21 protein-coding genes are annotated in these 24,275 nt (G+C 72.9%); 17 read left to right on the forward strand and 4 right to left on the reverse strand.

What is annotated here, in order from left to right; genetic code table 11:
• The first annotated feature begins 42 nt into the window (after positions 1 to 42).
• The 7 genes from rsmD (at position 43) to mutM (ending at position 5,081) form a co-directional block, all read left to right on the forward strand.
• The gene (gene rsmD, locus ACF1ED_RS29855; protein WP_391765672.1) at positions 43 to 624 is read left to right on the forward strand and encodes a 16S rRNA (guanine(966)-N(2))-methyltransferase RsmD; all 582 of its coding nucleotides are present in this window, start codon (positions 43 to 45) and stop codon (positions 622 to 624) included.
• 26 nt (positions 625 to 650) lie between these two features.
• Entirely contained in the window at positions 651 to 1,130 is a 480-nt protein-coding gene (coaD, locus tag ACF1ED_RS29860) for a pantetheine-phosphate adenylyltransferase (protein ID WP_391765892.1), read from the forward strand.
• A 110-nt stretch (positions 1,131 to 1,240) separates the two neighbouring features.
• A complete protein-coding gene (locus ACF1ED_RS29865; RefSeq protein WP_391765674.1) occupies positions 1,241 to 2,275 on the forward strand; it encodes an ATP synthase F0 subunit B in 1,035 nt (344 codons plus the stop codon).
• 148 nt (positions 2,276 to 2,423) lie between these two features.
• Positions 2,424 to 3,062 carry a YceD family protein gene (locus ACF1ED_RS29870; protein ID WP_391765894.1) on the forward strand — a complete coding sequence of 213 codons (639 nt, stop codon included), beginning with the start codon at positions 2,424 to 2,426 and terminating at the stop codon, positions 3,060 to 3,062.
• A gap of 2 nt (positions 3,063 to 3,064) precedes the next feature.
• Entirely contained in the window at positions 3,065 to 3,238 is a 174-nt protein-coding gene (gene rpmF, locus ACF1ED_RS29875) for a 50S ribosomal protein L32 (RefSeq protein ID WP_043229344.1), read from the forward strand.
• 20 nt (positions 3,239 to 3,258) lie between these two features.
• Positions 3,259 to 4,062, forward strand: a complete 804-nt coding sequence (gene rnc / locus ACF1ED_RS29880) for a ribonuclease III (RefSeq protein ID WP_391765677.1) — start codon at positions 3,259 to 3,261, stop codon at positions 4,060 to 4,062.
• Positions 4,063 to 4,217: 155 nt separating this feature from the next.
• The gene (gene mutM / locus ACF1ED_RS29885; protein ID WP_391765679.1) at positions 4,218 to 5,081 is read left to right on the forward strand and encodes a bifunctional DNA-formamidopyrimidine glycosylase/DNA-(apurinic or apyrimidinic site) lyase; all 864 of its coding nucleotides are present in this window, start codon (positions 4,218 to 4,220) and stop codon (positions 5,079 to 5,081) included.
• A 4-nt stretch (positions 5,082 to 5,085) separates the two neighbouring features.
• Here mutM and ACF1ED_RS29890 read toward each other — a convergent pair whose 3' ends face one another.
• Both ACF1ED_RS29890 and ACF1ED_RS29895 read right to left on the reverse strand, forming a co-directional pair.
• On the reverse strand, positions 5,086 to 5,481 hold the full coding sequence (locus ACF1ED_RS29890; RefSeq protein ID WP_391765681.1) for a winged helix-turn-helix transcriptional regulator: 396 nt from the start codon (positions 5,479 to 5,481) through the stop codon (positions 5,086 to 5,088).
• A 31-nt stretch (positions 5,482 to 5,512) separates the two neighbouring features.
• Positions 5,513 to 6,478: a CAP domain-containing protein gene (locus ACF1ED_RS29895; protein ID WP_391765683.1), complete on the reverse strand. Its 966-nt coding sequence runs from the start codon at positions 6,476 to 6,478 to the stop codon at positions 5,513 to 5,515.
• Positions 6,479 to 6,705: 227 nt separating this feature from the next.
• Here ACF1ED_RS29895 and ACF1ED_RS29900 point away from each other — a divergent pair, with 227 nt between their 5' ends.
• The 4 genes from ACF1ED_RS29900 (at position 6,706) to ACF1ED_RS29915 (ending at position 12,970) form a co-directional block, all read left to right on the forward strand.
• Positions 6,706 to 6,987, forward strand: coding sequence for an acylphosphatase (locus tag ACF1ED_RS29900; RefSeq protein ID WP_391765685.1), 282 nt, complete (start codon positions 6,706 to 6,708; stop codon positions 6,985 to 6,987).
• A 419-nt stretch (positions 6,988 to 7,406) separates the two neighbouring features.
• Positions 7,407 to 7,622 carry a hypothetical protein gene (locus tag ACF1ED_RS29905; protein WP_043229353.1) on the forward strand — a complete coding sequence of 72 codons (216 nt, stop codon included), beginning with the start codon at positions 7,407 to 7,409 and terminating at the stop codon, positions 7,620 to 7,622.
• 256 nt (positions 7,623 to 7,878) lie between these two features.
• Positions 7,879 to 11,430 carry a chromosome segregation protein SMC gene (gene smc / locus ACF1ED_RS29910; protein WP_391765688.1) on the forward strand — a complete coding sequence of 1,184 codons (3,552 nt, stop codon included), beginning with the start codon at positions 7,879 to 7,881 and terminating at the stop codon, positions 11,428 to 11,430.
• Between the two features lie 106 nt (positions 11,431 to 11,536).
• Positions 11,537 to 12,970, forward strand: a complete 1,434-nt coding sequence (locus tag ACF1ED_RS29915; protein ID WP_391765690.1) for a sugar porter family MFS transporter — start codon at positions 11,537 to 11,539, stop codon at positions 12,968 to 12,970.
• An 11-nt stretch (positions 12,971 to 12,981) separates the two neighbouring features.
• Here the strand turns inward: ACF1ED_RS29915 and ACF1ED_RS29920 are convergent, their stop codons facing one another.
• Entirely contained in the window at positions 12,982 to 13,953 is a 972-nt protein-coding gene (locus tag ACF1ED_RS29920; protein WP_391765692.1) for an LLM class flavin-dependent oxidoreductase, read from the reverse strand.
• A 148-nt stretch (positions 13,954 to 14,101) separates the two neighbouring features.
• Here ACF1ED_RS29920 and ftsY point away from each other — a divergent pair, with 148 nt between their 5' ends.
• The gene (gene ftsY / locus ACF1ED_RS29925; RefSeq protein WP_391765694.1) at positions 14,102 to 15,328 is read left to right on the forward strand and encodes a signal recognition particle-docking protein FtsY; all 1,227 of its coding nucleotides are present in this window, start codon (positions 14,102 to 14,104) and stop codon (positions 15,326 to 15,328) included.
• A 90-nt stretch (positions 15,329 to 15,418) separates the two neighbouring features.
• Here ftsY and ACF1ED_RS29930 read toward each other — a convergent pair whose 3' ends face one another.
• Positions 15,419 to 16,072, reverse strand: coding sequence for a bifunctional DNA primase/polymerase (locus tag ACF1ED_RS29930; RefSeq protein WP_391765696.1), 654 nt, complete (start codon positions 16,070 to 16,072; stop codon positions 15,419 to 15,421).
• A gap of 439 nt (positions 16,073 to 16,511) precedes the next feature.
• Here ACF1ED_RS29930 and ACF1ED_RS29935 point away from each other — a divergent pair, with 439 nt between their 5' ends.
• The 5 genes from ACF1ED_RS29935 (at position 16,512) to ffh (ending at position 24,205) form a co-directional block, all read left to right on the forward strand.
• A complete protein-coding gene (locus tag ACF1ED_RS29935; protein ID WP_391765698.1) occupies positions 16,512 to 17,987 on the forward strand; it encodes a hypothetical protein in 1,476 nt (491 codons plus the stop codon).
• Between the two features lie 355 nt (positions 17,988 to 18,342).
• Complete coding sequence (locus ACF1ED_RS29940) at positions 18,343 to 19,689, forward strand: ammonium transporter (protein ID WP_391765700.1); 1,347 nt, start codon at positions 18,343 to 18,345, stop codon at positions 19,687 to 19,689.
• Positions 19,686 to 20,024 (forward strand): P-II family nitrogen regulator, encoded by a 339-nt coding sequence (locus tag ACF1ED_RS29945; RefSeq protein WP_015036464.1) that lies wholly within the window; start codon positions 19,686 to 19,688, stop codon positions 20,022 to 20,024. The genes ACF1ED_RS29940 and ACF1ED_RS29945 overlap by 4 nt, the downstream gene beginning before the upstream one ends.
• 74 nt (positions 20,025 to 20,098) lie before the next feature.
• Positions 20,099 to 22,549, forward strand: a complete 2,451-nt coding sequence (locus ACF1ED_RS29950; RefSeq protein WP_391765702.1) for a [protein-PII] uridylyltransferase — start codon at positions 20,099 to 20,101, stop codon at positions 22,547 to 22,549.
• A 102-nt stretch (positions 22,550 to 22,651) separates the two neighbouring features.
• Entirely contained in the window at positions 22,652 to 24,205 is a 1,554-nt protein-coding gene (gene ffh / locus ACF1ED_RS29955; RefSeq protein WP_391765704.1) for a signal recognition particle protein, read from the forward strand.
• Positions 24,206 to 24,275: the final 70 nt, after the last annotated feature.

The raw sequence follows: 24,275 nt of genomic DNA on the forward strand, positions 1-24,275 counted from the left end.
TCCTGGGGCGTACGCACTGGACGACGCAGGACGAGGAAACCGATGACCCGCGTGATCGCCGGCACCGCCGGCGGACGGCGCCTGGCCGTGCCCCCGGGCAACGGCACCCGCCCCACCTCCGACCGGGCGCGCGAAGGCCTCTTCTCCACCTGGGAGGCGCTCCACGGCATCGAGGGGGCCCGGGTCGCCGACCTGTACGCCGGCTCCGGAGCCGTCGGCCTGGAGGCGCTCTCCCGCGGCGCCGCCCACGCGCTGCTCGTCGAGGCCGACGCCCGCGCCTCCCGCACCGTCCGGGAGAACGTGCGGACCCTCGGCCTGCCCGGCGCCGAGGCCAGGACCGGCAAGGCCGAGCAGGTCGTCACCGGACCGGCCCCGGCCGAGCCGTACGACCTGGTCTTCCTCGACCCGCCCTACGCGGTCCCGGACGACGAACTGCGGGAGATCCTCCTCACACTGCGCTCAGGGGGCTGGCTGAGCGAGGATGCCGTCGTCACCGTGGAGCGCAGCACCCGAGGCGGCGCCTTCGGCTGGCCGGACGGCTTCGAACCACTGCGGTCCCGTCGCTACGGCGAGGGAACGTTTTGGTACGGTCGCGCCGCCTCTACGTGCGAAGACGCACGATGACCGGACCGGAGAGCGAGGGAACCAGGGTGCGCCGCGCCGTCTGCCCGGGGTCGTTCGACCCCATCACCAACGGACATCTCGACATCATCGCCCGCGCCTCCAAGCTGTACGACGTCGTGCACGTCGCGGTGATGATCAACCAGTCCAAGAAGGGCCTGTTCGCGGTCGACGAGCGGATCGAGCTGATCCGCGAGGTCACCGCCGACTTCGGCAACGTCGAGGTGGAGTCCTTCCACGGCCTGCTCGTCGACTTCTGCAAGCAGCGGGACATCCCCGCCATCGTCAAGGGCCTGCGCGCGGTCAGCGATTTCGACTACGAGCTCCAGATGGCCCAGATGAACATCGGCCTCTCGGGCGTCGAGACGCTGTTCGTGCCCACCAACCCGACGTACAGCTTCCTGTCGTCCTCGCTGGTCAAGGAGGTCGCCGCCTGGGGCGGGGACGTCTCCCACCTGGTGCCCGCGCCGGTCCTCGGCCGGCTGACCGAGCGGCTCCGCGGGAAGTGACGCGCGGCCACCGCCGCTGACGCTCCGTCACCTGGTGTCGGACGGGCCACGACTGCCCTTACAGTCGTCCCGTCCGTCTCCATCCAGCTGTAGAGAGTGGCGAGCACCCGGTGGACGTGCAGAAGAAGCTCGACGAGATCGTCGCGACCGTACAAGGCGCCCGCTCGATGCCCATGTCGGCCTCCTGCGTGGTCAACCGCGCCGATCTGCTCGCCCTCCTCGCCGAGGTGCGGGACGCCCTGCCGAACTCCCTCGCCCAGGCCCAGGAGCTCATCGGCGGCCGCGAGCAGATGGTCGAGCAGGCCCGCCAGGAGGCCGAGCGGATCATCGAGGCCGCCCACGCCGAGCGCGGCACGATCGTCTCCGACACCCAGATCGCCCGGCAGTCCCAGGAGGAGGCCGACCGGATCCTCTCCGAGGCCCGCCGGGAGGCCGAGGAGGTCCGGGCCGAGGCCGACGAGTACGTCGACTCCAAGCTCGCCAACTTCGAGGTCGTCCTCAACAAGACCATCGGCTCCGTCGACCGCGGCCGCGAGAAGCTGCTCGGCCGCGGCCCCGGCCTGGACGAGCACGGCTACGCCGACGAGGACGCCCCCGAGTACAGCGCGGACCCGCAGACCCTCATCGCCCGCGCCGACGAGTACGTGGACGCCAAGCTGGGCGCCTTCGAGGCGGTCCTCTCCAAGACCCTGGAGGCCGTCGGCCGCGGCCGGCAGAAGCTGCACGGCCGGATCGCCACCGACGACCTCGGCGAGCACATGGCCGCCCAGGACGGCCTCGGCCACTCCGTGCACACCAGCGACGCCGACTACCTCGCCGGCCTCGCGGAGCTCGCCGACCCGGCGCCGGCCGCCCCCGTCGCCGCCCCCGCCCCCGTCGCCGCGCAGATCCCGGCCCAGCAGGACCCGTACGGCTACCAGCAGCCCCAGCAGGCGGACCCGTACGGCTACCAGCAGCAGGACCCCTACGCGTACCAGCAGCCGCAGCAGGCGGACCCGTACGGCTACCAGCAGCAGGATCCGTACGGCTACCAGCAGCAGCCCCAGGTCCAGCCCCAGCCGGCCGCGCTCGACGAGACCAGCTTCTTCGACACGAGCATGATCGACCTGGAGCAGCTGCGCCGCTACGAGCAGGGCCAGCAGTAGCCGGAGGGCGCCGGAGGGGCCGGATTGGGCCCTGGGCGAAGCGTCCAGTATCCTGGCTCTTCGGTCGCGTGTATGCCCGCGATCCCTGCTGCCCGCAAGCGGCAGCCCCTGAACTTGCGACGCGAACGATCCGAAAGCAGGAAGAACCCTGAGCACGCGCCTCGACCACCGCAACCCCCTCGTGTTCGACACGCACGAGCTGGGGCGGCGTCCCGGTGCCCTCCAGCGGATCTCCCGCACGGTCGACGCGCCCGCCGATCTCGGCGTCGCCGGGGTCGTCGGAGTGCCCGAGGGCGCTCCGGTGGAGATCGAGCTCCGACTCGAGTCGGTCATGGAAGGGGTGCTTGTCACAGGCACCGCCCGTGCATCGGCCGAGGGGGAGTGCGTAAGGTGTCTGGAGCCCGTCGAGCTGGAGCTCGACGCGGACTTCCAGGAGATGTTCTCGTACCCCGACTCCGACGACCGGGGCCGTGTCAAAGCGGTCGCGGACGACGAGGACGATGAAGACGAGAGCATGACCCCCCTCGAGGACGGCATGTTCGACCTCGAACCCGTGCTGCGTGACGCCGTGGTGCTCGCTCTGCCGATGCAGCCGGTGTGCCGGGAGGACTGTGCGGGTCTGTGTTCCGAATGCGGAATCAACCTGAACGACCACCCCGACCACCACCACGACGCCACCGACATCCGTTGGGCGGCACTGCAGGAACTCGCCGGTTCGCTGGGAGCCGACGAGAAGGACAACATGAGCGACGCCGCTACCGGTGTCGACGAGAAGCAGGAGAAGTAGCCGTGGCTGTTCCGAAGCGGAAGATGTCGCGCAGCAACACGCGCCACCGCCGGTCGCAGTGGAAGGCTGCGGTCCCCACCCTGGTTTCGTGCGAGCGTTGCCAGGAGCCGAAGCTGCAGCACATCGCGTGCCCGAGCTGCGGCACCTACAACAAGCGCCAGGTCCTCGCGGTCTGAGCGGGCTGGTGAGAGGCACGATGTCTGACAACATCAACAGCGCCTCGTCCCACACGCTTCTGGAAGGGCGGCTCGGGTATCACCTCGAGTCCGCCCTTCTGGTGCGTGCGCTGACCCACCGCTCGTACGCGTACGAGAACGGCGGTCTGCCCACCAACGAGCGGCTGGAGTTCCTCGGGGACTCCGTGCTCGGCCTGGTGGTCACCGACACCCTCTACCGCACCCACCCCGATCTGCCCGAAGGCCAGCTGGCCAAGCTTCGGGCCGCGGTGGTCAACTCGCGTGCGCTGGCGGACGTCGGGCGCGGCCTCGACCTGGGCTCCTTCATCCGGCTGGGCCGGGGCGAAGAGGGCACGGGCGGCCGGGACAAGGCATCCATCCTCGCCGACACCCTCGAAGCGGTGATCGGCGCGGTCTATCTCGACCAGGGCCTCGACGCGGCGTCCGAGCTGGTGCACCGGCTCTTCGACCCGCTCATCGAGAAGTCCTCGAACCTCGGTGCCGGCCTGGACTGGAAGACCAGTCTCCAGGAACTCACCGCGGCCGAAGGGCTCGGTGTCCCGGAGTACCTCGTCTCCGAGGAGGGCCCGGACCACGAGAAGACCTTCACTGCTGCCGCCCGCGTCGGTGGTGTCTCGTACGGCACCGGCACCGGCCGCAGCAAGAAGGAAGCGGAGCAGCAGGCCGCCGAGTCCGCGTGGCGCGCGATCCGCGCCGCCGCGGACGAGCGGACGGCGGCGGCCAAGGCCGCCGCCGACGCCGGCGCGACCGGCGAGGCCGGCGAGCAGGACCGGACGGACGGGGCCACCCCGGCCACCGCCTGACCGCACCTCGCGCCGGCGGCCTCCCGCCTCCTTCAGCGGAATCCCACCGCCCGCCCCCGCCAGGGGCGGGCGGAGCCGTTTCCGGAGAGCCCCGGCCGCCGTCCGCCGGCGGTAGGCTGCGAGGACCACCACCCGTACCCCTCCGGAGGAGTCCCGTGCCCGAGCTGCCCGAGGTCGAGGTCGTCCGGCGCGGACTGGAGCGCTGGGTCGCCGGCCGGACCGTGGCCGCCGTCGAGGTGCTCCACCCCCGGGCCGTGCGGCGCCACCCGGCGGGCGGCGCGGACTTCGCCGCACGGCTCACCGGGCACCGCTTCGAGCCGGCCCGGCGCCGCGGCAAGTACCTGTGGCTGCCGCTCGCCGACGCCGGCACCTCGGTCCTCGGCCACCTCGGGATGAGCGGGCAGCTCCTGGTGCAGCCGGAGGACGCCCCGGCCGAGAAGCACCTGCGGATCCGCATCCGTTTCGACGACGCGACCGGTACGGAGCTCCGCTTCGTCGACCAGCGCACCTTCGGCGGGCTCTCGCTCCACGACACGGCCCCCGACAGCACCGACGGGCTGCCGGACGTCATCGGGCACATCGCCCGCGACCCGCTGGACCCCGCCTTCGACGACGCCGCCTTCCAGGCCGCGCTCCGGCTGCGGCGCACGACGATCAAGCGGGCGCTCCTCGACCAGTCGTTGATCAGCGGCGTCGGCAACATCTACGCCGACGAGGCCCTGTGGCGGGCGAAGCTGCACTACGACCGGCCGACCGCCACCCTCACCCGCCCGCGCTCCGCCGAACTCCTCGGCCACGTCCGCGACGTGATGAACGCGGCGCTCGCCGCCGGCGGCACCAGCTTCGACAGCCTCTACGTGAACGTGAACGGCGAGTCCGGCTACTTCGACCGCTCGCTCGACGCCTACGGGCGGGAGGACGAGCCCTGCCGCCGCTGCGGCACGCCGATGCGCCGCCGCGCCTGGATGAACCGCTCCAGCTACTTCTGCCCGCGCTGCCAGCGCCCGCCGCGCGTCTGAGCGGTCAGCCCGTGACGGCCCGGCCGGTGGCGGCGCGCTCGGAGTCGTACGTCGCCCGCGCCGCGACGACCTCCGGCATCCGCCCCTCCACCAGCGCGATCAGACCGACCAGACGCTCGGCGACGTCCCGCCCGAGCGGGGTCAGCCGGTAGTCGACCCGGGGCGGATTGACCGGCTGCGCCTCGCGGTGCACCAGCCCGTCCCGCTCCAGCGCGTGCAGCGTCTGCGCCAGCATCTTCTCGCTGACGCCGTCCACCCGGCGCCGCAGCTCGTTGAAGCGGAAGGACCCCTCGTGCAGGGCGCCCAGGGTGAGGCTGCCCCACCGTCCCGTGACGTGCTCCAGCGTCACCCGCGAGGCACACCCCCGCGCGAAGACGTCAAAGGCGAGATCGTCGGTCATACCTCCCACGGTAACCGTGGGAGGGGCCGGTTCAGTAGCCGAAGTCCTGGGTCCACCACGGGCCGCCGTCGCCGAAGTGGACGCCGACGCCGAGGGTGGTGAAGTCGCAGTTCAGGATGTTGGCGCGGTGGCCGTCGCTGTTCATCCAGGAGACCATCACGGCGGTCGCGTCGACCTGGCCGCGGGCGATGTTCTCGGCGCCGAGGCCGGTGATGCCGGCCGCCTGGGCGCGGGACCAGGGGGAGGTGCCGTCGGGGTCGGTGTGGTCGAAGAAGTTCCGGGCGGCCATGTCGGCGCTGAAGGCGCCGGCCAGCCGGGCGAGGCCGTCCGAGGGCTGGATCGGGGAGCAGCCGGCCTTGCCGCGCTCGACGTTCACCAGGCGCAGCACCTCGGCCTCGGCCGCGTCCGCGCGGTCGGCGGTGGAGCCGGCGGCCGTCGCCTCCTCGGCCGGGGCCTCGGTGGTGGGGTCGGGCGCCGGGGCGGCGGCCCGGGTGGTGGCCGGGGCCTTCGACGGCTCCGGCTCCGGCTTCGGCTTCGGCTTCGCCGGGGTGGTGGCGGGCGCGGGGGCCTCGGTGCGCGTCTTCGACGGCGTGGGGGAGGGCGTCGCGGTCTTGGTGGGGGTGGGCGTGGCCTTGGGGGAGGCCGGAGCCGCGGACTTCTTCGGGGCCGGCGTGCCCGTGCCCTTGCCCGTACCGGTCGTCGCGTCGGCCGGGGTGCGGGTCGCGCCGCCCTGGGTGGTCAGCTCCGGGGCCTGCCGGGTCTCCGTGGCGGCGGGCCTGCTGCTGCCCACGCTGCCGGCGGTGAGGGTCTCCCCGCCGGGGAGGAGTCCGGTGGCGACCGCGACGGCGCCGACGGCGACCGCCGCCGAGGCGCCGATCAGTCCGGTACGGACCGGGCGGCCGCGCCGCTTGCGACGGGCACCCCCGTGATCGCGGTCGGCGCCGGTCGCGTAGTCTGCCTCGGCGGGCGCGGCGCCGGAGCGACGGTGGCGTCCCATCTGCCTGCCTCCCTGAGCTGGCTCTCTGCTGGATCTTCGGAGCGGCGCTCTCGAAGCCGGATCTTTGCGGCCTTTGCTTTCGGCATGGTTCTCCGTGGAGCGTGACGCTGCGTACGGACGGCCGAGAGGTGTGCACCCGTGCGGGTGAGGCGCATTCCGTCGGACTGTACGCCATGGGAAGCCGCCGCGACGTGCTGTTCGGGCAATCCGCCCGCTAGCGTGCAGCCATGAGCGACGACGTACGGATGACCGCCTGGGTGCGCGGACGGGTACAGGGAGTGGGCTTCCGCTGGTTCACCAGGGCAAACGCCCTGGAGATCGGCGGCCTCAGCGGCTTCGCCCTGAACCTCGACGACGGCCGGGTGCAGGTGGTGGCGGAGGGCCCGAGTGACAATTGCCACCGCCTCCTCGACTGGCTGCGGACCGGTGACACGCCCGGCCGCGTGGACGGTGTCACCGAGATATGGGGCCTCCCCCGAGGTGGATACGACGGCTTCGCCATCCGCTGACCCCCGCTCCCGGGAACCCTCCGCGCCCCGTGCCGGCCCGCCCTCCGGACACCCCGGCGGGCACCGGCCGGAGAGCGGGTTTCGGGTGGGTGAACAGGAGAAGCACCTGGTGGTTGCCAAGATTCGACACTCGTGCAAGGCTGCCCGGGTAAGGATGATCGCCACGCCCCGGAGCCACGGGTCGAGAGGCGCCGCCGCCTGCGAAGCGGCCGCGAACTCCCCGTGTGCCACACCGATCGGGGCGTGATCGTGTTGACCGTCAAACTTTTTGGTGAGACTCTGGAAGCCCCGCGCACCTTAGCTGTGTGGCAGTAGAACACCGGCACGACTCAGGTACTGCCGAGCACCGCGGGTGCGAATCCATCCCTCACGACCCACACCGCAATCGGTCGGTCACTCAGTGTGGAGGACCACTCATCATGGCAAAGGCGCTTCTCGGTTACGTCGGCGGCTCCGACCCGCGACTCCTCGCCGAGATGCGACGGCTTCAGCAGCGCGTCCAGGATCTGGAATCCGAGCTCGTACGGATCCAGACCGAGAACGACGCGCTCGCCGCTGCCGCCGCTCATCAGGGCGAGTCGCTGCTCGACCGCATCGACCTCGACGTACCCCAGGCGGAGCCTGCGCTCACCTGACACCCATGGTTCCGACGGGCTCAGGTGAGAACAGCTGAATAGGCAAGGGGCGCTTCGGCGTCCCTTCTTTTCTTCCCCCGCGGCCGTCCCCGCGGTCAGCCCCGCGACCGTCTTCCCGACGACCGTCGCGCCCTTCGCGACCCCTTCTTCCCCTCGCGGACACCTCTCGTCCCCCCGGCGTCACACCCCTCCTCACCCGAGGGTCTGCCCTGCGCGATCACCGGCGAAACGCGACGCCCCGGGTAGAGTCCCGGGGGTGCACCTCAAGGCCCTCACGCTCCGCGGATTCAAGTCCTTCGCCTCCGCCACCACGCTGAGGTTCGAGCCCGGGATCACCTGCGTCGTCGGCCCCAACGGCTCCGGCAAGTCCAACGTCGTGGACGCGCTGTCCTGGGTCATGGGCGAGCAGGGCGCCAAGTCGCTGCGCGGCGGCAAGATGGAGGACGTCATCTTCGCCGGCACCACCGGGCGGCCCCCGCTCGGCCGCGCCGAGGTCTCCCTCACCATCGACAACTCCGACGGCGCCCTGCCCATCGACTACGCCGAGGTGACGATCACCCGGATCATGTTCCGGGGCGGCAGCAGCGAGTACCAGATCAACGGCGACACCTGCCGGCTCCTCGACATCCAGGACCTCCTCTCCGACTCCGGCATCGGCCGCGAGATGCACGTCATCGTCGGCCAGGGACAGCTCGACTCGGTGCTGCACGCCGACCCGATGGGCCGGCGCGCCTTCATCGAGGAGGCCGCCGGCGTCCTCAAGCACCGCAAGCGCAAGGAGAAGGCGCTGCGGAAGCTCGACGCGATGCGGGCCAACCTCGCCCGCGTCCAGGACCTCACCGACGAACTCCGCCGGCAGCTCAAGCCGCTCGGCCGCCAGGCCGCCGTCGCCCGCCGCGCCGTCGTCATCCAGGCCGACCTGCGCGACGCCCGCCTCCGCCTCCTCGCCGACGACCTCGTCCGGCACCAGCGCGCCCTGCGCGCCGAACTCGCCGACGAGGCCGCCCTCCTGGCCCGCAAGGAGACCACCGAGGAGGAGCTGCGCACCGCGCTCGCCCGCGAGGCCGCCCTGGAGGCCGAGGTCCGCGCCCTCGCCCCCCGCCTGGAGCGCGCCCAGCAGAGCTGGTACGCCCTCTCCCAGCTCGCCGAACGGGTCCGCGGCACGGTCTCCCTCGCCGACGCCCGCGTGAAGAGCGCCACCGATGCCCCCGCCGAGGAGCGCCGCGGCCGCGACCCCGAGGACCTGGAGCGCGAGGCCGCCCGCGTCCGCGAGCAGGAGGCCGAGCTGGAGGCCGCCCTGGAGGCCGCCGAACGGGCCCTGGAGGACACCGTCGACCACCGGGCCGAGCTGGAGCGGGCCCTCGCCGCCGAGGAACGCCGCCTCAAGGACGCCGCCCGCGCCCTCGCCGACCGCCGCGAGGGCCTCGCCCGGCTGCACGGCCAGGTCAACGCCGCCCGCTCCCGCGCGGCTTCCGCCCAGGCCGAGATCGACCGGCTGACCGCCGCCCGCGACGAGGCCGCCGACCGCGCCGTCGCCGCCCAGGAGGAGTACGAACAGCTCAGGGCCGAGGTCGACGGCCTGGACGCCGCCGACACCGAGCACGCCGAACGGTACGAGGAGGCCCGCCGGGCCCTCGCCGACGCCGAGACCGCGCTCGGCGCCGCCCGCGAGGAGGCCGCCACCGCCGAGAGCCGCCGGGCCGCCACCCGCGCCCGGCACGACACCCTCGCGCTCGGGCTCCGCCGCAAGGACGGCACCGGCGCCCTGCTCTCCGCCGGCCCCGCCGGGCTCCTCGGCCCCGCCGCCGAACTCCTCACCGTCGCCCCCGGCCACGAGGTCCCCGTCGCCGCCGCGCTCGGCGCCGCCGCCGACGCCCTCGCCGCCGACGGCCCCGCCGCCGCCGTCGAGGCCCTCCGCCTCCTGCGCAAACAGGACGCCGGCCGCGCCACCCTGATCCTCGCCGCGCCCCCCGGCCCCGACCCGGCCCCGCGCCCCCTGCCCCCCGGCGCGGTCGCCGCCGCCGCACTGGTCTCCGGCCCCGACGGCCTGCTGGACTCCGTCCGCCGGCTGCTCGACGGCATCGTCGTCGTCGACGGCCTCGACGAGGCCCGCGACCTCGTCCGCGCCCACCCCGGACTCACCGCCGTCACCGCCGAGGGCGACCTGCTCGGCACGCACCACGCGCAGGGCGGCTCCGCCGGCGCGCCCAGCCTCCTCGAAGTCCAGGCCCAGGTGGACGAGGCCGCCGCCGAACTCGCCGAACTGGCCGTCCGGTGCGAGGAGGCGGCCCGCGCCAAGGAGGAGACCGCCGAGCGCCGCCGGGCCGCCGCCGCCCGCGCCGAGGAGCTCGACGCCCTCCGGCGCACCGCCGAGAAGGAGAAGGCGTCCGTCGCCCAGGCCCTCGGACGGCTCGCCGGCCAGGCCAGGGGAGCGGCCGGCGAGGCCGAACGGACCGCCGCCGCCGTCGCCCGCGCCCAGGAGGCCCTCGAACGCGCCCGCACCGAGGCCGAGGAACTGGCCGAACGGCTGCTCGTCGCCGAGGAGGCACCGGCCGAGGAGGAGCCCGACACCTCCGTCCGCGACCGGCTCGCCATCGACGGCTCCAACGCCCGCCAGACCGAGATGGAGGCCCGCCTCCAGGTCCGCACCCACGAGGAGCGGGTCAAGGGCCTGGCCGGCCGCGCCGACTCCCTCGACCGGGCCGCCCGCGCCGAACGCGACGCACGCGCGCGTGCCGAGCGGCGCCGGGCCCGGCTCCGCCACGAGGCCCGGGTCGCGGACGCGGTCGCCGCCGGAGCCCGCACCCTCCTCGCCCACATCGAGGTCTCGCTGGAGCGGGCCGAACGCGAGCGCGCCGCGGCCGCCGCCGCCCGCGCCGACCGCGAGCAGGGGCTCGGCACCGCCCGCGCCCGGGGCCGCGAGCTCAAGGCCGAACTCGACAAGCTCACCGACTCCGTCCACCGCGGCGAGGTCCTGGGCGCGGAGAAGCGGCTGCGGATCGAACAGCTGGAGGCGAAGGCCCTGGAGGAGTTCGGGGTCGAGACGGGCGCGCTCACCGCCGAGTACGGCCCCGACCAGCCCGTGCCGCCGTCGCCGCCCGCCGAGGGCGAGACCCTGCCCGAGGACCCCGACGATCCCCGCAACCGGCCGCGCCCCTTCATCCGTTCGGAGCAGGAGAAGCGACTGAAGGCGGCCGAGCGCGCCTTCCAGCAGCTCGGGAAGGTCAACCCGCTCGCCCTGGAGGAGTTCGCGGCCCTGGAGGAGCGGCACCGCTTCCTCTCCGAGCAGCTGGAGGACCTGAAGAAGACCCGGGCCGACCTCCTCCAGGTCGTGAAGGAGGTCGACCAGCGCGTCGAGCAGGTCTTCACCGAGGCGTACCACGACACCGCCCGCGAGTTCGAGGGCGTCTTCTCCCGCCTCTTCCCCGGCGGCGAGGGCCGCCTGGTGCTCACCGACCCCGACAACATGCTCACCACCGGCGTCGACGTGGAGGCCCGGCCGCCCGGCAAGAAGGTCAAACGGCTCTCGCTGCTCTCCGGCGGAGAGCGCTCGCTGACCGCCGTGGCCCTGCTGGTCTCGATCTTCAAGGCCCGGCCGAGCCCCTTCTACGTCATGGACGAGGTCGAGGCGGCGCTCGACGACACCAACCTCCAGCGCCTGATCCGGATCATGCGGGAGCTCCAGGAGTCCTCACAGCTCATCGTGATCACCCACCAGAAGCGGACGATGGAGGTCGCGGACGCGCTGTACGGGGTCTCCATGCAGGGCGACGGCGTCTCGAAGGTGATCAGCCAGCGGCTCCGCTGAAGTGGTGGGGGGACGGAAGGTGTGCGCCACTGGAAATCCTGGGTAACCGGATGCCTCCCGGGATCCCGGGAAGAGGACCGAAGGACCGCCACACCGAGGAGTCCATGTGACCGACACCGCGCAGGAACCGACGCCGCCGCCCTCCGAAGGCAGGGCGGCGCATCCGGACCACCTCGGCCACGTCATCTTCATCACCGCCTCGGCCGCCATGGGCGGCTTCCTCTTCGGCTACGACAGCTCGGTCATCAACGGCGCCGTCGAAGCCATCCGCGACCGCTACGACATCGGCTCCGCGACCCTCGCCCAGGTCATCGCCATCGCCCTGATCGGCTGCGCCATCGGCGCCGCGACCGCCGGCCGGATCGCCGACCGCATCGGCCGCATCCGCTGCATGCAGATCTCCGCCGTCCTCTTCACCATCAGCGCCGTCGGCTCCGCCCTCCCCTTCGCGCTCTGGGACCTCGCCTTCTGGCGGATCGTCGGCGGCTTCGCCATCGGCATGGCCTCCGTCATCGGCCCCGCCTACATCGCCGAGGTCGCCCCCGCCGCCTACCGCGGCCGGCTCGGCTCCTTCCAGCAGGCCGCCATCGTCATCGGCATCGCCATCTCCCAGCTCGTCAACTACGGCATCCTGCAGCTCGCCGACGGCGACCAGCGCGGCGAGATCGGCGGCCTGGAGGCATGGCAGTGGATGCTCGGCGTGATGGTCGTCCCCGCCCTCCTCTACGGGCTGCTCTCCTTCGCCATCCCAGAGTCCCCCCGCTTCCTCATCTCCGTGGGGAGGACCGAGCGGGCCAAGGAGGTGCTCTCCGAGGTCGAGGGCAAGGGCGTCGACCTCGACCACCGGGTCGCCGAGATCGAGAACGCCATGCGCAGGGAGCACAAGTCCACCTTCAAGGACCTGCTCGCCCCCGGCAGCCGCTTCCGCCTGCTGCCCATCGTCTGGGTCGGCATCGGCCTCTCCGTCTTCCAGCAGCTCGTCGGCATCAACGTCGCCTTCTACTACTCCTCGACGCTCTGGCAGTCCGTCGGCATCGACCCGTCGGGCTCGTTCTTCTACTCGTTCACCACGTCGATCATCAACATCATCGGCACCGTGATCGCGATGGTCCTGGTCGACCGGGTCGGCCGCAAGCCGCTCGCCCTCGTCGGCTCCGTCGGCATGGCGATCGCGCTGGCCTTCGAGGCCTGGGCCTTCTCCGCCGACCTCGTCGACGGCAAGCTCCCCGAGACCCAGGGCGTCGTGGCCCTCGTCGCCGCCCATGTCTTCGTGCTCTTCTTCGCCCTCTCCTGGGGCGTGGTGGTCTGGGTCTTCCTCGGCGAGATGTTCCCCAACCGGATCCGCGCCGCCGCCCTCGGCGTCGCCGCCTCCGCGCAGTGGATCGCCAACTGGGCCATCACCGCCAGCTTCCCGTCCCTCTCGGACTGGAACCTCTCCGGCACCTACGTCATCTACACCGTCTTCGCCGTGCTCTCGATCCCCTTCGTGCTCAGGTACGTCAAGGAGACCAAGGGCAAGGCGCTGGAGGAGATGGGCTGACCTCGGACGACTTACGGCCCGAGGCGGGGCAGCACCTCGTCGCAAAACAGCCGCAGGCTCCGCCACCCCTCCTCCACCGGCATCCCGCCGCACAGCGGATGCAGCACCAGGCTCTCCAGGCCGAGCTCCGCGCACTCCCCGGGCGTCACCACCCGGTACACCCCCTCCGCGCGGAGCTCCGCCACGCTCGACGCCGCCGACCGCACCGCCGAGCGGATGTCCTTCGACTGCCAGGAGGCGTAGGTCCGCGCCTCGTGCAGGAAGTGCTCGCCGTACTCCGCCCAGGTCCGGTCCGGGTCCTCCGAGACGTGCAGCAGCGGCGTCACCGGCCCCGGCATCATCGTCCAGCCCTCCGTCCCGTACTCCGCGCACCGCTCCCGGTAGTACGCCTCCAGCTCCGGCAGGTGCGCCGACGGGAAGAACGGCAGCCCCAGCCGGGCCGCGCGCCGCGCCGCCGCCTTCGACGAACCCCCGACCAGCAGCAGCGGATGCGGCCGGGTGAAGGGCCGCGGGGTGATCCGTACCGTACGGCCCCGGTACGCGAAGGGCTCGCCCGTCCAGGCGGCGAGCAGGGTCTCCAGGAGCTCGTCCTGGAGCTTCCCGCGCCGCCCCCAGTCGACCCCGCGCTCCTCGTACTCCTCCGGCCGGTAGCCGATCCCCGCCACCGTCATCAGCCTGCCGCGGCTCAGCAGGTCGAGCACCGCGATGTCCTCCGCCAGCCGCAGCGGGTCGTGCAGCGGGCCGATGATCGCGGAGACCGTGACCGCGATCCGGCGGGTGGCGCCGAAGACCGCGCCGGCGAAGACGAAGGGGGAGGGGAGCCAGTTGTTCTCCACCCCGTGGTGCTCCTCGGTCTGCACGGTGTCCACCCCGTGCCCGTCGGCGTAGGCCGCCATCTCCAGGGCGGCGCGGTAGCGCTCCGCGAGGGATTCGGGGGTGGCGCGCGGGTCGACCAGGTTGAGGCGTACGACGCTGAAGGCCATGGGATCCCCTCCGCGGGTGGGCAGCCGGCGAGGGGCGACCATAGCTGACGGAGTGTCAGATGAGAACGGCCGGGCGGCCCCGACCCGCGACCCACGCTGCGTGCGTACGGCGTCACCGGGCGGCTCGTGTCCGATACTGGATGACGTTATGGAACTCATCCTTGCTGTAGTCATCGCTCTGGTCGTCGCGGTCGCCGTGACCAGCGGACTCGTGATCAGCGGTCGCAAGAAGAAGCAGCTGCCGCCGGCCGAGCCGCCGTCCACCACGCCGACCATCACCGCTCCGCCCGCCGAGCCGCACGTCGGCGACGAGGCGGAGACACCGCGGGAAGAACCACGCCGCACCGTCGAGGAGGTCGGCCTCCCGACCGCCGAGGAAGCGGTCGGGACCCCCGCCGCCGTCGAGGACCCGGTCGTCGCCGAGGCCCCGCCCGCGCCCGAGATCGAGGTGCCCGAGCCCACCGCCGGACGCCTCGTCCGCCTCCGGGCCCGGCTCGCCCGCTCCCAGAACTCGCTAGGCAAGGGCCTGCTGACCCTGCTCTCCCGCGAGCACCTCGACGAGGACACCTGGGAGGAGATCGAGGAGACCCTCCTCACCGCCGACGTCGGCGTCGCCCCCACCCAGGAGCTGGTCGACCGGCTGCGCGAGCGCGTCAAGGTGCTCGGCACCCGCACCCCCGACGAGCTGCGCGGCCTGCTCCGCGAGGAGCTGATCGCCCTCCTCGGCGACTACGACCGCACCGTCCACACCGAGAGCCCCGAGGACGTCCCCGGCGTCGTCATGGTCGTCGGCGTCAACGGCACCGGCAAGACCACCACCACCGGCAAGCTCGCCCGGGTCCTGGTCGCCGACGGCAGGTCCGTCGTCCTCGGCGCGGCCGACACCTTCCGCGCCGCCGCCGCCGACCAGCTCCAGACCTGGGGCGACCGGGTCGGCGCCCGCACCATCCGCGGCCCCGAGGGCGGCGACCCCGCCTCGATCGCCTTCGACGCGGTCAAGGAGGGCATCGCCGAGAAGGCCGACGTCGTCCTGATCGACACCGCCGGCCGCCTGCACACCAAGACCGGCCTCATGGACGAGCTCGGCAAGGTCAAGCGCGTCGTCGAGAAGCACGGCCCGCTCGACGAGATCCTCCTCGTCCTCGACGCCACCACCGGCCAGAACGGCCTCATCCAGGCCCGCGTCTTCGCCGAGGTCGTCGACATCACCGGCATCGTCCTGACCAAGCTCGACGGCACCGCCAAGGGCGGCATCGTCGTCGCCGTCCAGCGCGAGCTGGGCGTCCCGGTCAAGCTCGTCGGCCTCGGCGAGGGCCCGGACGACCTGGCCCCCTTCGAGCCCGCCGCCTTCGTCGACGCCCTCATCGGCGACTGACCCCGCGACGGCACGGACAAGGGCCCCCGCTCCTCACGAGCGGGGGCCCTTCCTCGTGCCGGTCCGACGGCTTCGCCGTCCGCGGACGGGTCAGCCGTGCGTCCGATGGCACATGTACGCCAGCGTGCCGAGCAGCAGCCGGGCCTGCGGCGGCGCCCCCGCCGTGTCCAGCGTCGGCGGCCGCAGCCAGCGCACCGGACCCAGCCCGCCGAGGTTCGACGGGGGAGCGGTGATGTGGCTGCCCGGCCCCAGACAGTGCAGGTCCAGATCCGCGTCGTCCCAGCCCATCCGGTACAGCAGCCGCGGCAGCTCCGCCGCCGCGCCCGGCGCGACGAAGAACTGCGCCCGGCCGCTCGGCGTCGCGCAGACCGGCCCCAGCGGCAGCCCCATCCGCTCCATCCGGACCAGCGCCCGCCGCCCCGCCGCCTCGGCCACCTCGATCACGTCGAAGGCGCGGCCCACCGGCAGCAGCAGCGCCGCCCCGGGATACTCGGCCCACGCCTTGGTCGCGTCGTCGAGCCCCGCGCCGGCCGGCACGGGCGACGCGAAGGAGAGGGGATGCGCGCCCGGGGCCGTGCAGGCCCGGTCGCCGCAGGAGCACTGGCCGGAGACGGCCCGCGCGCCGGGCTGGACGTCCCAGCCCCAGAGTCCGGTGTACTCGGCCACCGCGGTGCACTCGGTGGTGCGTGCGCGGCGCCGTGAGCCGGACCGCATCTCACGGATGCCGCCGATCGTGAAGCCCATGCCCCCTCCAACGGGTCGGACGCGCCGGTGGTTACGACTCGAAGCACCCGCGTCACGGACGGTGACGCCCCGCCCGGGATCCGTCGCCCAGGGTGGCGCACGGTCGCGAGTGGGGTGGTGCGCACGGTGGCGCGCGCCTCTCCGCGCTTCCGTCCGCCGACTCCGGGTCGTCGCATGTCAAGTGAATCGTGTGGAGCCCCCGGCGAGTTCATTCGAAGGGGTGGCGAATGGTGGCGTTTCTTGTGACGCCCTCACGGCAGGGGTGATCGTAGGATTACTTTCGGTACCCGAAGCCCCGGAGGGGCGTGCACGGGTGGGTATGCCGGAGGCAAGCCGGTTTCCCGTTCGAAGGAGTCGGAACACCGAGCGGAGAGCCGCGGGACGCGGCATTCTGATAGGGGTTCGCACGACAGGCAATCAGGTGGATGGGGGCGTTCCAGTGGGCGGCAGCGGCACGGACGGTACGAATGCCGGCAAGCGCCCCAACGAGCGGCTCGGCTCGTGGTTCGTGCGCAGCGGCTGGTCCAAGGGCGAGCTCGCCCGCCAAGTGAACCGCAGGGCCCGCCAGATGGGCGCGCACCACATCTCCACCGACACCTCCCGGGTGCGCCGCTGGCTCGACGGCGAACAGCCCCGCGAACCCATCCCGAGAATCCTCTCCGAGCTGTTCTCCGAGCGCTTCGGCTCCGTCGTCGCCATCGAGGACCTCGGACTGCGCACCGCCCACCAGACCCCCTCCGTCTCCGGCGTCGACCTCCCCTGGGCCGGACCGCAGACCGTCTCGCTGCTCAGCGAGTTCTCCCGCAGCGACCTCATGCTCGCCCGGCGCGGCTTCCTCGGCTCCTCGCTCCAGCTCGCCGCCGGCCCCGCCCTCATCGAGCCCATGCAGCGCTGGCTGGTGCCCACCCCCACCGGCGAACCCGGCCCCGCCGACCCCGCGTCCGACGGGCGCCGCCCCCGCCGGCTCTCCGAGATCGAGCTCGACCTCCTCGAATCCACCACCGCCATGTTCCGCAAGTGGGACGCCCAGTGCGGCGGCGGACTGCGCCGCAAGGCCGTCGTCGGCCAGCTCCACGAGGTCACCGACCTCCTCCAGGAGGCCCAGCCGGCCCCCACCGCCAGGCGCCTGTTCACCGTCGCCGCCGAACTGGCCGAACTCGCCGGCTGGATGAGCTACGACGTGGGCCTCCAGCCCACCGCCCAGAAGTACTTCGTCCTCGCCCTGCACGCCGCCAAGGAAGCCGGCGACAAGCCGTTGGGCTCGTACATCCTCTCGTCCATGAGCCGGCAGATGATCCACCTCGGCCGCCCCGACGACGCCCTCGAACTCATCCACCTGGCCCAGTACGGCAGTCGGGACTGCGCCACCCCCCGCACCCAGGCCATGCTGTATGCGATGGAGGCCCGCGCCTACGCCAACATGGGCCAGCCCTCCAAGTGCAAGCGGGCCGTCCGGATGGCCGAGGACACCTTCGCCGACGCCACCTTCGAGGGCGGACCCGAGCCCGACTGGATCCGCTTCTTCACCGAGGCCGAGCTCAACGGCGAGAACTCCCACTCCTACCGCGACCTCGCCTACGTCGCCGGACGCTCCCCGAGCTACGCCTCGCTGGCCGAACCCGTCATGGAGCGGGCCGTCGAACTCTTCGAGAAGGACCCCGACCACCAGCGGTCGTACGCCCTCAACCTCATCGGCATGGCCACCGTCCACCTGCTCAAGCGCGAACCCGAGCAGTCCGTCGTCCTCGCCGAGAAGGCCCTCGGGGTCGCCCGCTCGATCCGCTCCGAACGGGTCAACAACCGGCTCCGCAAGACCGTCGACACCGCCGCCCGCGACTTCGGCGACGTCGCCGAAGTCGTCGACCTCACCGACCGGCTCACCCTGCTCCTGCCCGAGTCCGCCGAGGCCGTCTGACCGCCCCGCCGGCCCCCGCGAGCCCCACGACCCCGGCCGCGCCGGACGTCCCGTACTGCCCGACTCGGCTCCCCCGCCGCACAGGTCACACGGACGCCGGCGCGGCCGGTCCGCGTCCCGGCCCCGGACCGCTCCCCGCCCGCCCGGCCGGGAGAGTACCCCGTTACCTCCCCGTGACCCGCGTGTTCACGGTCACGTAACACGCCCCCGTCCTTCGTCACTGCCCCGAAACATCGAGCGGCATCGTCGGAAACCGCGCTGCGCGAATCTCTGGCGCATAACCGGCCACCCCTCAGGCCGCCGCTCACCGCCGGCCCCGCCCCGCACAGGCCGCACCGACGACGAGGAGACGCCGATGGCACCAGCCATCACGACCCTGGCAGCAGACGCCCCCGCGCTGTCCGCCGCCAACACCGGGTTCATGCTCATCTGCTCCGCCCTGGTCATGCTGATGACCCCGGCCCTCGCCTTCTTCTACGGAGGCATGGTCCGAGTGAAGTCCACCCTCAACATGCTGATGATGAGCTTCATCAGCCTCGGGATCGTCACGGTCCTGTGGGTGCTGTACGGCTTCAGCCTCGCCTTCGGCACCGACTCCGGCGGCCTCGTCGGCTGGTCTTCCGACTACCTCGGCCTCAGCGGCATCGGCGTCACCGAACTCTGGGACGGCTACACCATCCCGGTGTACGTCTTCGCCGTCTTCCAGCTGATGTTCGCCATCCTCACGCCCGCCCTGATCAGCGGCGCCCTCGCGGACCGGGTCAAGTTCACCGCCTGGGCCCTCTTCATCACCCTCTGGGCCACGATCGTCTACTTCCCCGTCGCCCACTGGGTCTGGGGCACCGGCGGCTGGCTCTTCGAGATGGGCGTCATCGACTTCGCCGGCGGCACGGCCGTCCACATCAACGCCGGCGCGGCCGCCCTCGGCGTCATCCTCGTCATCGGCAAGCGCGTCGGCTTCAAGAAGGACCCGATGCGCCCGCACAGCCTCCCGCTGGTCATGCTCGGCGCCGGCCTCCTCTGGTTCGGCTGGTTCGGCTTCAACGCCGGCTCGTGGCTCGGCAACGACGACGGCGTCGGCGCCGTGATGTTCGTCAACACCCAGGTCGCCACCGCCGCCGCCATGCTCGCCTGGCTCGCCTACGAGAAGCTGCGCCACGGCTCCTTCACCACCCTCGGCGCCGCCTCCGGCGCGGTCGCCGGCCTCGTCGCCATCACCCCCTCCGGCGGCTCCTGCTCCCCGCTCGGCGCCATCGCCATCGGCGCCGTCGCCGGTCTCGTCTGCGCCATGGCCGTCGGCCTCAAGTACAAGTTCGGCTACGACGACTCCCTCGACGTCATCGGCGTCCACCTCGTCGGCGGCGTCATCGGCTCCCTCCTCGTCGGCTTCTTCGCCACCGGCGGCGTCCAGTCCGAGGCCAAGGGCCTCTTCTACGGCGGCGGCCTGGAGCAGCTCGGCAAGCAGGCCGTCGGCGTCCTCGCCGTCCTCGCCTACTCCCTGATCGCCTCCGCGGTCCTCGCCCTGGTCATCGACAAGACCATGGGCATGCGGGTCAGCGAGGACGACGAGGTCTCCGGCATCGACCAGGTCGAGCACGCCGAGACCGCCTACGACTTCAGCGGAGCCGGCGGCGGCGCCTCCGGGCGCACCACCGCCGCCGCCGCGCCGGTTGTCACGGAGAACAAGAAGGTGGACGCATGAAGCTCATCACCGCGGTCGTGAAGCCGCACCGGCTCGACGAGATCAAGGAGGCCCTCCAGGCCTTCGGGGTCCACGGCCTCACCGTCACCGAGGCCAGCGGATACGGACGCCAGCGCGGCCACACCGAGGTCTACCGCGGCGCCGAGTACACCGTCGACCTCGTCCCCAAGATCCGCATCGAGGTCCTGGTCGAGGACGAGGACGCCGAACAGCTCATCGACGTCGTCGTGAAGGCCGCCCGCACCGGCAAGATCGGTGACGGAAAGGTGTGGAGCGTCCCGGTCGAGACCGCCGTCCGCGTCCGCACGGGCGAGCGCGGCCCCGACGCCCTCTAGGAAGCACGGCCCGACGGACCCCACCGGTCCGCCGGGCCGTTTCCGCAGCCCCATCCGCGAAGAAGGAGCCGCCGGTGACCACCCTCGAACCGCAGGACGCGACCGAAGACCGGGGATCCGGCTACGCGGCGGCCCGGCTGCGGCTCCTCCAGGAGAAGACGCCATCCGGACCGGAGCGCCGCACCGCCCTCGCCCGCCTCACCGACGACTGGCTCGCCGGACTCTTCGCCGCCGCCGCACCGCCCCCGGGGGTCGCCCTCGTCGCCGTCGGCGGCTACGGCCGCGCCGAGCTCTCCCCCCGCAGCGACCTCGACCTCCTCCTGCTCCACGACGGCAGCGCCCCCGAGGAAGCCGTCTCCGCCCTCGCCGACCGCCTCTGGTACCCCGTCTGGGACCTCGGGATCGCCCTCGACCACTCCGTCCGCACCCCCGCCCAGGCCCGCGCCACCGCCGCCGAGGACCTCAAGGTCCAGCTCGGCCTCCTCGACGCCCGGCCGCTCGCCGGGGACACCGCCCTCGCCGCCGCCCTGCGCTCCACCGCCCTCGCCGACTGGCGCAACCAGGCCGTCCGCCGCCTCCCCGAGCTCGCCGAACTCTGCCGCGACCGCGCCGAACGGGCCGGCGAACTCCGCTTCCTCCTCGAACCCGACCTCAAGGAGGCCCGCGGCGGCCTCCGCGACGCCCAGGCCCTGCGCGCCGTCGCCGCCTCCTGGCTCGCCGACGCCCCCCGCGACGGCCTCGACACCGCCCGCCGCCGCCTCCTCGACGCCCGCGACGCCCTCCACCTCGCCACCGGCCGCACCACCGACCGCCTCGCCCTCCAGGACCAGGACGCCGTCGCGAAGGAACTCGGACTCCTCGACGCCGACACCCTGCTGCGCGAGGTGTACGAGGCCGCCGGCACCGTCACGTACGCCTCCGACGTCACCTGGCGCGAGGTCGGCCGCGTCCTCAAGGCCCGCTCCGCCCGCCCCCGGCTCCGCACCCTCCTCGGCCGCGCCGGCGAACGGAAACAGCCCGCGGAACGCACCCCGCTCGCCGAGGGCGTCGTCGAGATGGACGGCGAGGCCGTCCTCGCCCGCTCCGCGCGCCCCGAACGCGACCCGGTCCTCCCGCTCCGCGCCGCCGCCGCGGCCGCCCAGCACGGCCTGGTGCTCTCCCCGCACGCCGTCCGGCACCTCGCCGCCACCGCCAAGGCCCTGCCCGTCCCCTGGCCCGCGGAGGCCCGCGAGGCCCTCGTCACCCTCCTCGGCGCCGGCGCCCCCGCCGTCCCCGTCTGGGAGGCCCTGGAGGCCGAGAGGATCGTCACCCGGCTGCTGCCCGACTGGGAACGCGTCCGCCACCGCCCCCAGCGCAACCCCGTCCACACCTGGACCGTCGACCGCCACCTCGTGGAGACCGCCGTCCGCGCCGCCTCCCTCACCCGCCGCGTCGGCCGGCCCGACCTCCTCCTCGTCGCCGCCCTCCTCCACGACATCGGCAAGGGCTGGCCCGGCGACCACTCCGTGGCCGGCGAGACCATCGCCCGCGACCTCGCCGCCCGCGTCGGCTTCGACCGCACCGACACCGCCACCGTCGCCACCGTCGTCCGCCACCACCTCCTCCTCGTCGACACCGCCACCCGCCGCGACCTCGACGACCCCGCCACCGTCCAGTCCGTCGCCGCCGCCGTCGGCACCGTCGGCACCCTCGAACTCCTCCACGCCCTCACCGAGGCCGACGCGCTGGCCACCGGACCCGCCGCCTGGTCGGCCTGGCGCGCCTCCCTCGTCGCCGACCTCGTCAAACGCGTCACCGGCGTCCTCGCCGGCGAGCCGCTGCCCGACCCCGAGGCCGCCGCCCCCAGCGCCGAACAGGAACGCCTCGCCATCGAGGCCCTGCGCACCGGAGAACCCGTCCTCGCCCTCCACACCCAGGGCGAACAGCCCCTCGACCCGGACGAGCCCGAACCCGTCGGCGTCGAACTCGTCATCGCCCTGCCCGACCAGCCCGGCGTGCTGCCCGCCGTCGCCGGCGTCCTCGCCCTCCACCGGCTCACCGTCCGCGCCGCCGACCTGCGCGCCGTCGAACTCCCCACGGAACTGGGCTCCGCCCCCGGCTCCGTCCTCGTCCTCGACTGGCGGGTCGCCGCCGAGTACGGCTCCCTGCCCCAGGGCCACCGGCTCCGCGCCGACCTGCTGCGCGCCCTCGACGGCTCCCTCGACATCGCCGCCCGCCTCGCCGAGCGCGAGGCCGCCTACCCGCGCCGCCGCGGCGTCCAGGCCCCGCCGCCCCGCGTGACCGTCGCCCCCGCCGAATCCCGCCTCGCCACCGTCCTGGAGGTCCGCGCCCAGGACGCCCCGGGGCTGCTCCACCGGATCGGCCGCGCCCTGGAGGGAGCGGCGGTGCGCGTCCGCAGCGCCCACGTCTCCACGCTGGGCGCCAACGCGGTGGACACCCTGTACGTGACCCGCCCCGACGGCTCCCTGCTGCCGGACGAGGAGGCGATCGACCTGGCCCGGGCGCTGGAGGAGGCACTGGGGTGAGCAGGACCTCGCCGGCCGATCCGACCGGCGAGGACAGGGGCGCCCCGGGTCCGGATACCCTGGGTGGCGACCATCCGCCCCGACCCGAGGATCGCGACCACCGTGTTCGATACGCTTTCCGACCGCCTCAGCGCGACTTTCAAGTCCCTCCGGGGCAAAGGCCGCCTCTCCGAGCAGGACATCGACAGCGCGGCCCGGGAAATCCGTATCGCCCTCCTCGAGGCCGACGTCGCCCTGCCCGTCGTCCGCGCGTTCATCAAGAACGTCAAGGAGCGGGCCCTCGGCGCCGAGGTCTCCAAGGCGCTGAACCCCAGCCAGCAGGTCATCAAGATCGTCAACGACGAGCTGGTCTCGATCCTCGGCGGCGAGACCCGCCGACTGCGGTTCGCCAAGACCGCGCCGACCGTGATCATGCTCGCGGGTCTCCAGGGTGCCGGTAAGACCACCCTGGCCGGAAAGCTCGGCCTCTGGCTGAAGGGGCAGGGCCACTCGCCGCTGCTCGTCGCCTGCGACCTCCAGCGCCCCAACGCCGTCAACCAGCTCTCGGTCGTCGCCGACCGCGCGGGCGTCGCCTTCTACGGCCCGCAGCCGGGCAACGGCGTCGGCGACCCGGTCCAGGTCGCCAAGGACTCCATCGAGTACGCCCGCTCCAAGGTCTTCGACGTGGTCATCGTCGACACCGCCGGCCGCCTCGGCATCGACCAGGAGCTGATGCGGCAGGCCGCGGACATCCGCGACGCCGTCAGCCCCGACGAGATCCTCTTCGTCGTCGACGCCATGATCGGTCAGGACGCGGTCAACACCGCCGAGGCCTTCCGCGACGGCGTCGGCTTCGACGGCGTCGTGCTGTCCAAGCTCGACGGCGACGCCCGCGGCGGTGCCGCGCTCTCCATCGCGCACGTCACCGGCAAGCAGATCATGTTCGCCTCCAACGGCGAGAAGCTGGACGACTTCGACGCGTTCCACCCGGACCGCATGGCGTCCCGCATCCTCGGCATGGGCGACATGCTGTCGCTCATCGAGAAGGCCCAGCAGACCTTCGACGAGGAAGAGGCCGCCAAGATGGCCTCGAAGCTCGCGTCGAAGAAGGGCCAGGACTTCACCCTGGACGACTTCCTCGCCCAGATGGAGCAGGTCCGCAAGATGGGCTCCATCTCCAAGCTCCTCGGCATGCTGCCCGGCATGGGCCAGATGAAGGAGCAGATCGCCAACATCGACGAGCGCGAGGTGGACCGCACCGCGGCCGTCATCAAGTCGATGACCCCGGCCGAGCGCCAGGACCCGACGATCATCAACGGCTCCCGCCGCGCCCGCATCGCCAAGGGTTCCGGCGTCGAGGTCAGCGCCGTGAAGAGCCTGGTAGAGCGGTTCTTCGAGGCCCGCAAGATGATGTCCCGCATGGCCCAGGGCGGCGGCCTGCCCGGCATGCCCGGGATGCCGGGCATGGGCGGCGGCCCCGGCCGGCAGAAGAAGCAGGTCAAGCAGGCCAAGGGCAAGCGCAAGAGCGGCAACCCGATGAAGCGGAAGGCCGAGGAGCAGGCGGCCCAGGAGAAGCGGGAGCAGGCCCAGCAGGGCGGCGCCTTCGGGCTGCCGGGCGCCGGCCAGGGCCCGCAGGACTTCGAGCTTCCGGACGAGTTCAAGAAGTTCATGGGCTGACACCCGTCGGCTCGGAGGGCCCGGGGCGGTTTCGCATCACCGAAACCGCCCCGGGCCCTTCCTCGTCCGC

The organism is Streptomyces sp. NPDC014656 (assembly GCF_043084305.1).
Taxonomy (GTDB): domain Bacteria; phylum Actinomycetota; class Actinomycetes; order Streptomycetales; family Streptomycetaceae; genus Streptomyces.

Coding starts and splice junctions, on each gene's coding strand:
- ACF1ED_RS29945 (WP_015036464.1), top strand. CDS start 19,686: ATGAAGCTCATCACCGCGGTCGTGAAGCCGCACCGGCTCGACGAGATC.
- ACF1ED_RS29905 (WP_043229353.1), top strand. CDS start 7,407: ATGGCAAAGGCGCTTCTCGGTTACGTCGGCGGCTCCGACCCGCGACTC.
- ACF1ED_RS29940 (WP_391765700.1), top strand. CDS start 18,343: ATGGCACCAGCCATCACGACCCTGGCAGCAGACGCCCCCGCGCTGTCC.
- ACF1ED_RS29890 (WP_391765681.1), bottom strand. CDS start 5,481: ATGACCGACGATCTCGCCTTTGACGTCTTCGCGCGGGGGTGTGCCTCG.
- rsmD (WP_391765672.1), top strand. CDS start 43: ATGACCCGCGTGATCGCCGGCACCGCCGGCGGACGGCGCCTGGCCGTG.
- rnc (WP_391765677.1), top strand. CDS start 3,259: ATGTCTGACAACATCAACAGCGCCTCGTCCCACACGCTTCTGGAAGGG.
- ACF1ED_RS29900 (WP_391765685.1), top strand. CDS start 6,706: ATGAGCGACGACGTACGGATGACCGCCTGGGTGCGCGGACGGGTACAG.
- ACF1ED_RS29920 (WP_391765692.1), bottom strand. CDS start 13,953: ATGGCCTTCAGCGTCGTACGCCTCAACCTGGTCGACCCGCGCGCCACC.
- ftsY (WP_391765694.1), top strand. CDS start 14,102: ATGGAACTCATCCTTGCTGTAGTCATCGCTCTGGTCGTCGCGGTCGCC.
- ACF1ED_RS29895 (WP_391765683.1), bottom strand. CDS start 6,478: ATGGGACGCCACCGTCGCTCCGGCGCCGCGCCCGCCGAGGCAGACTAC.
- ACF1ED_RS29930 (WP_391765696.1), bottom strand. CDS start 16,072: ATGGGCTTCACGATCGGCGGCATCCGTGAGATGCGGTCCGGCTCACGG.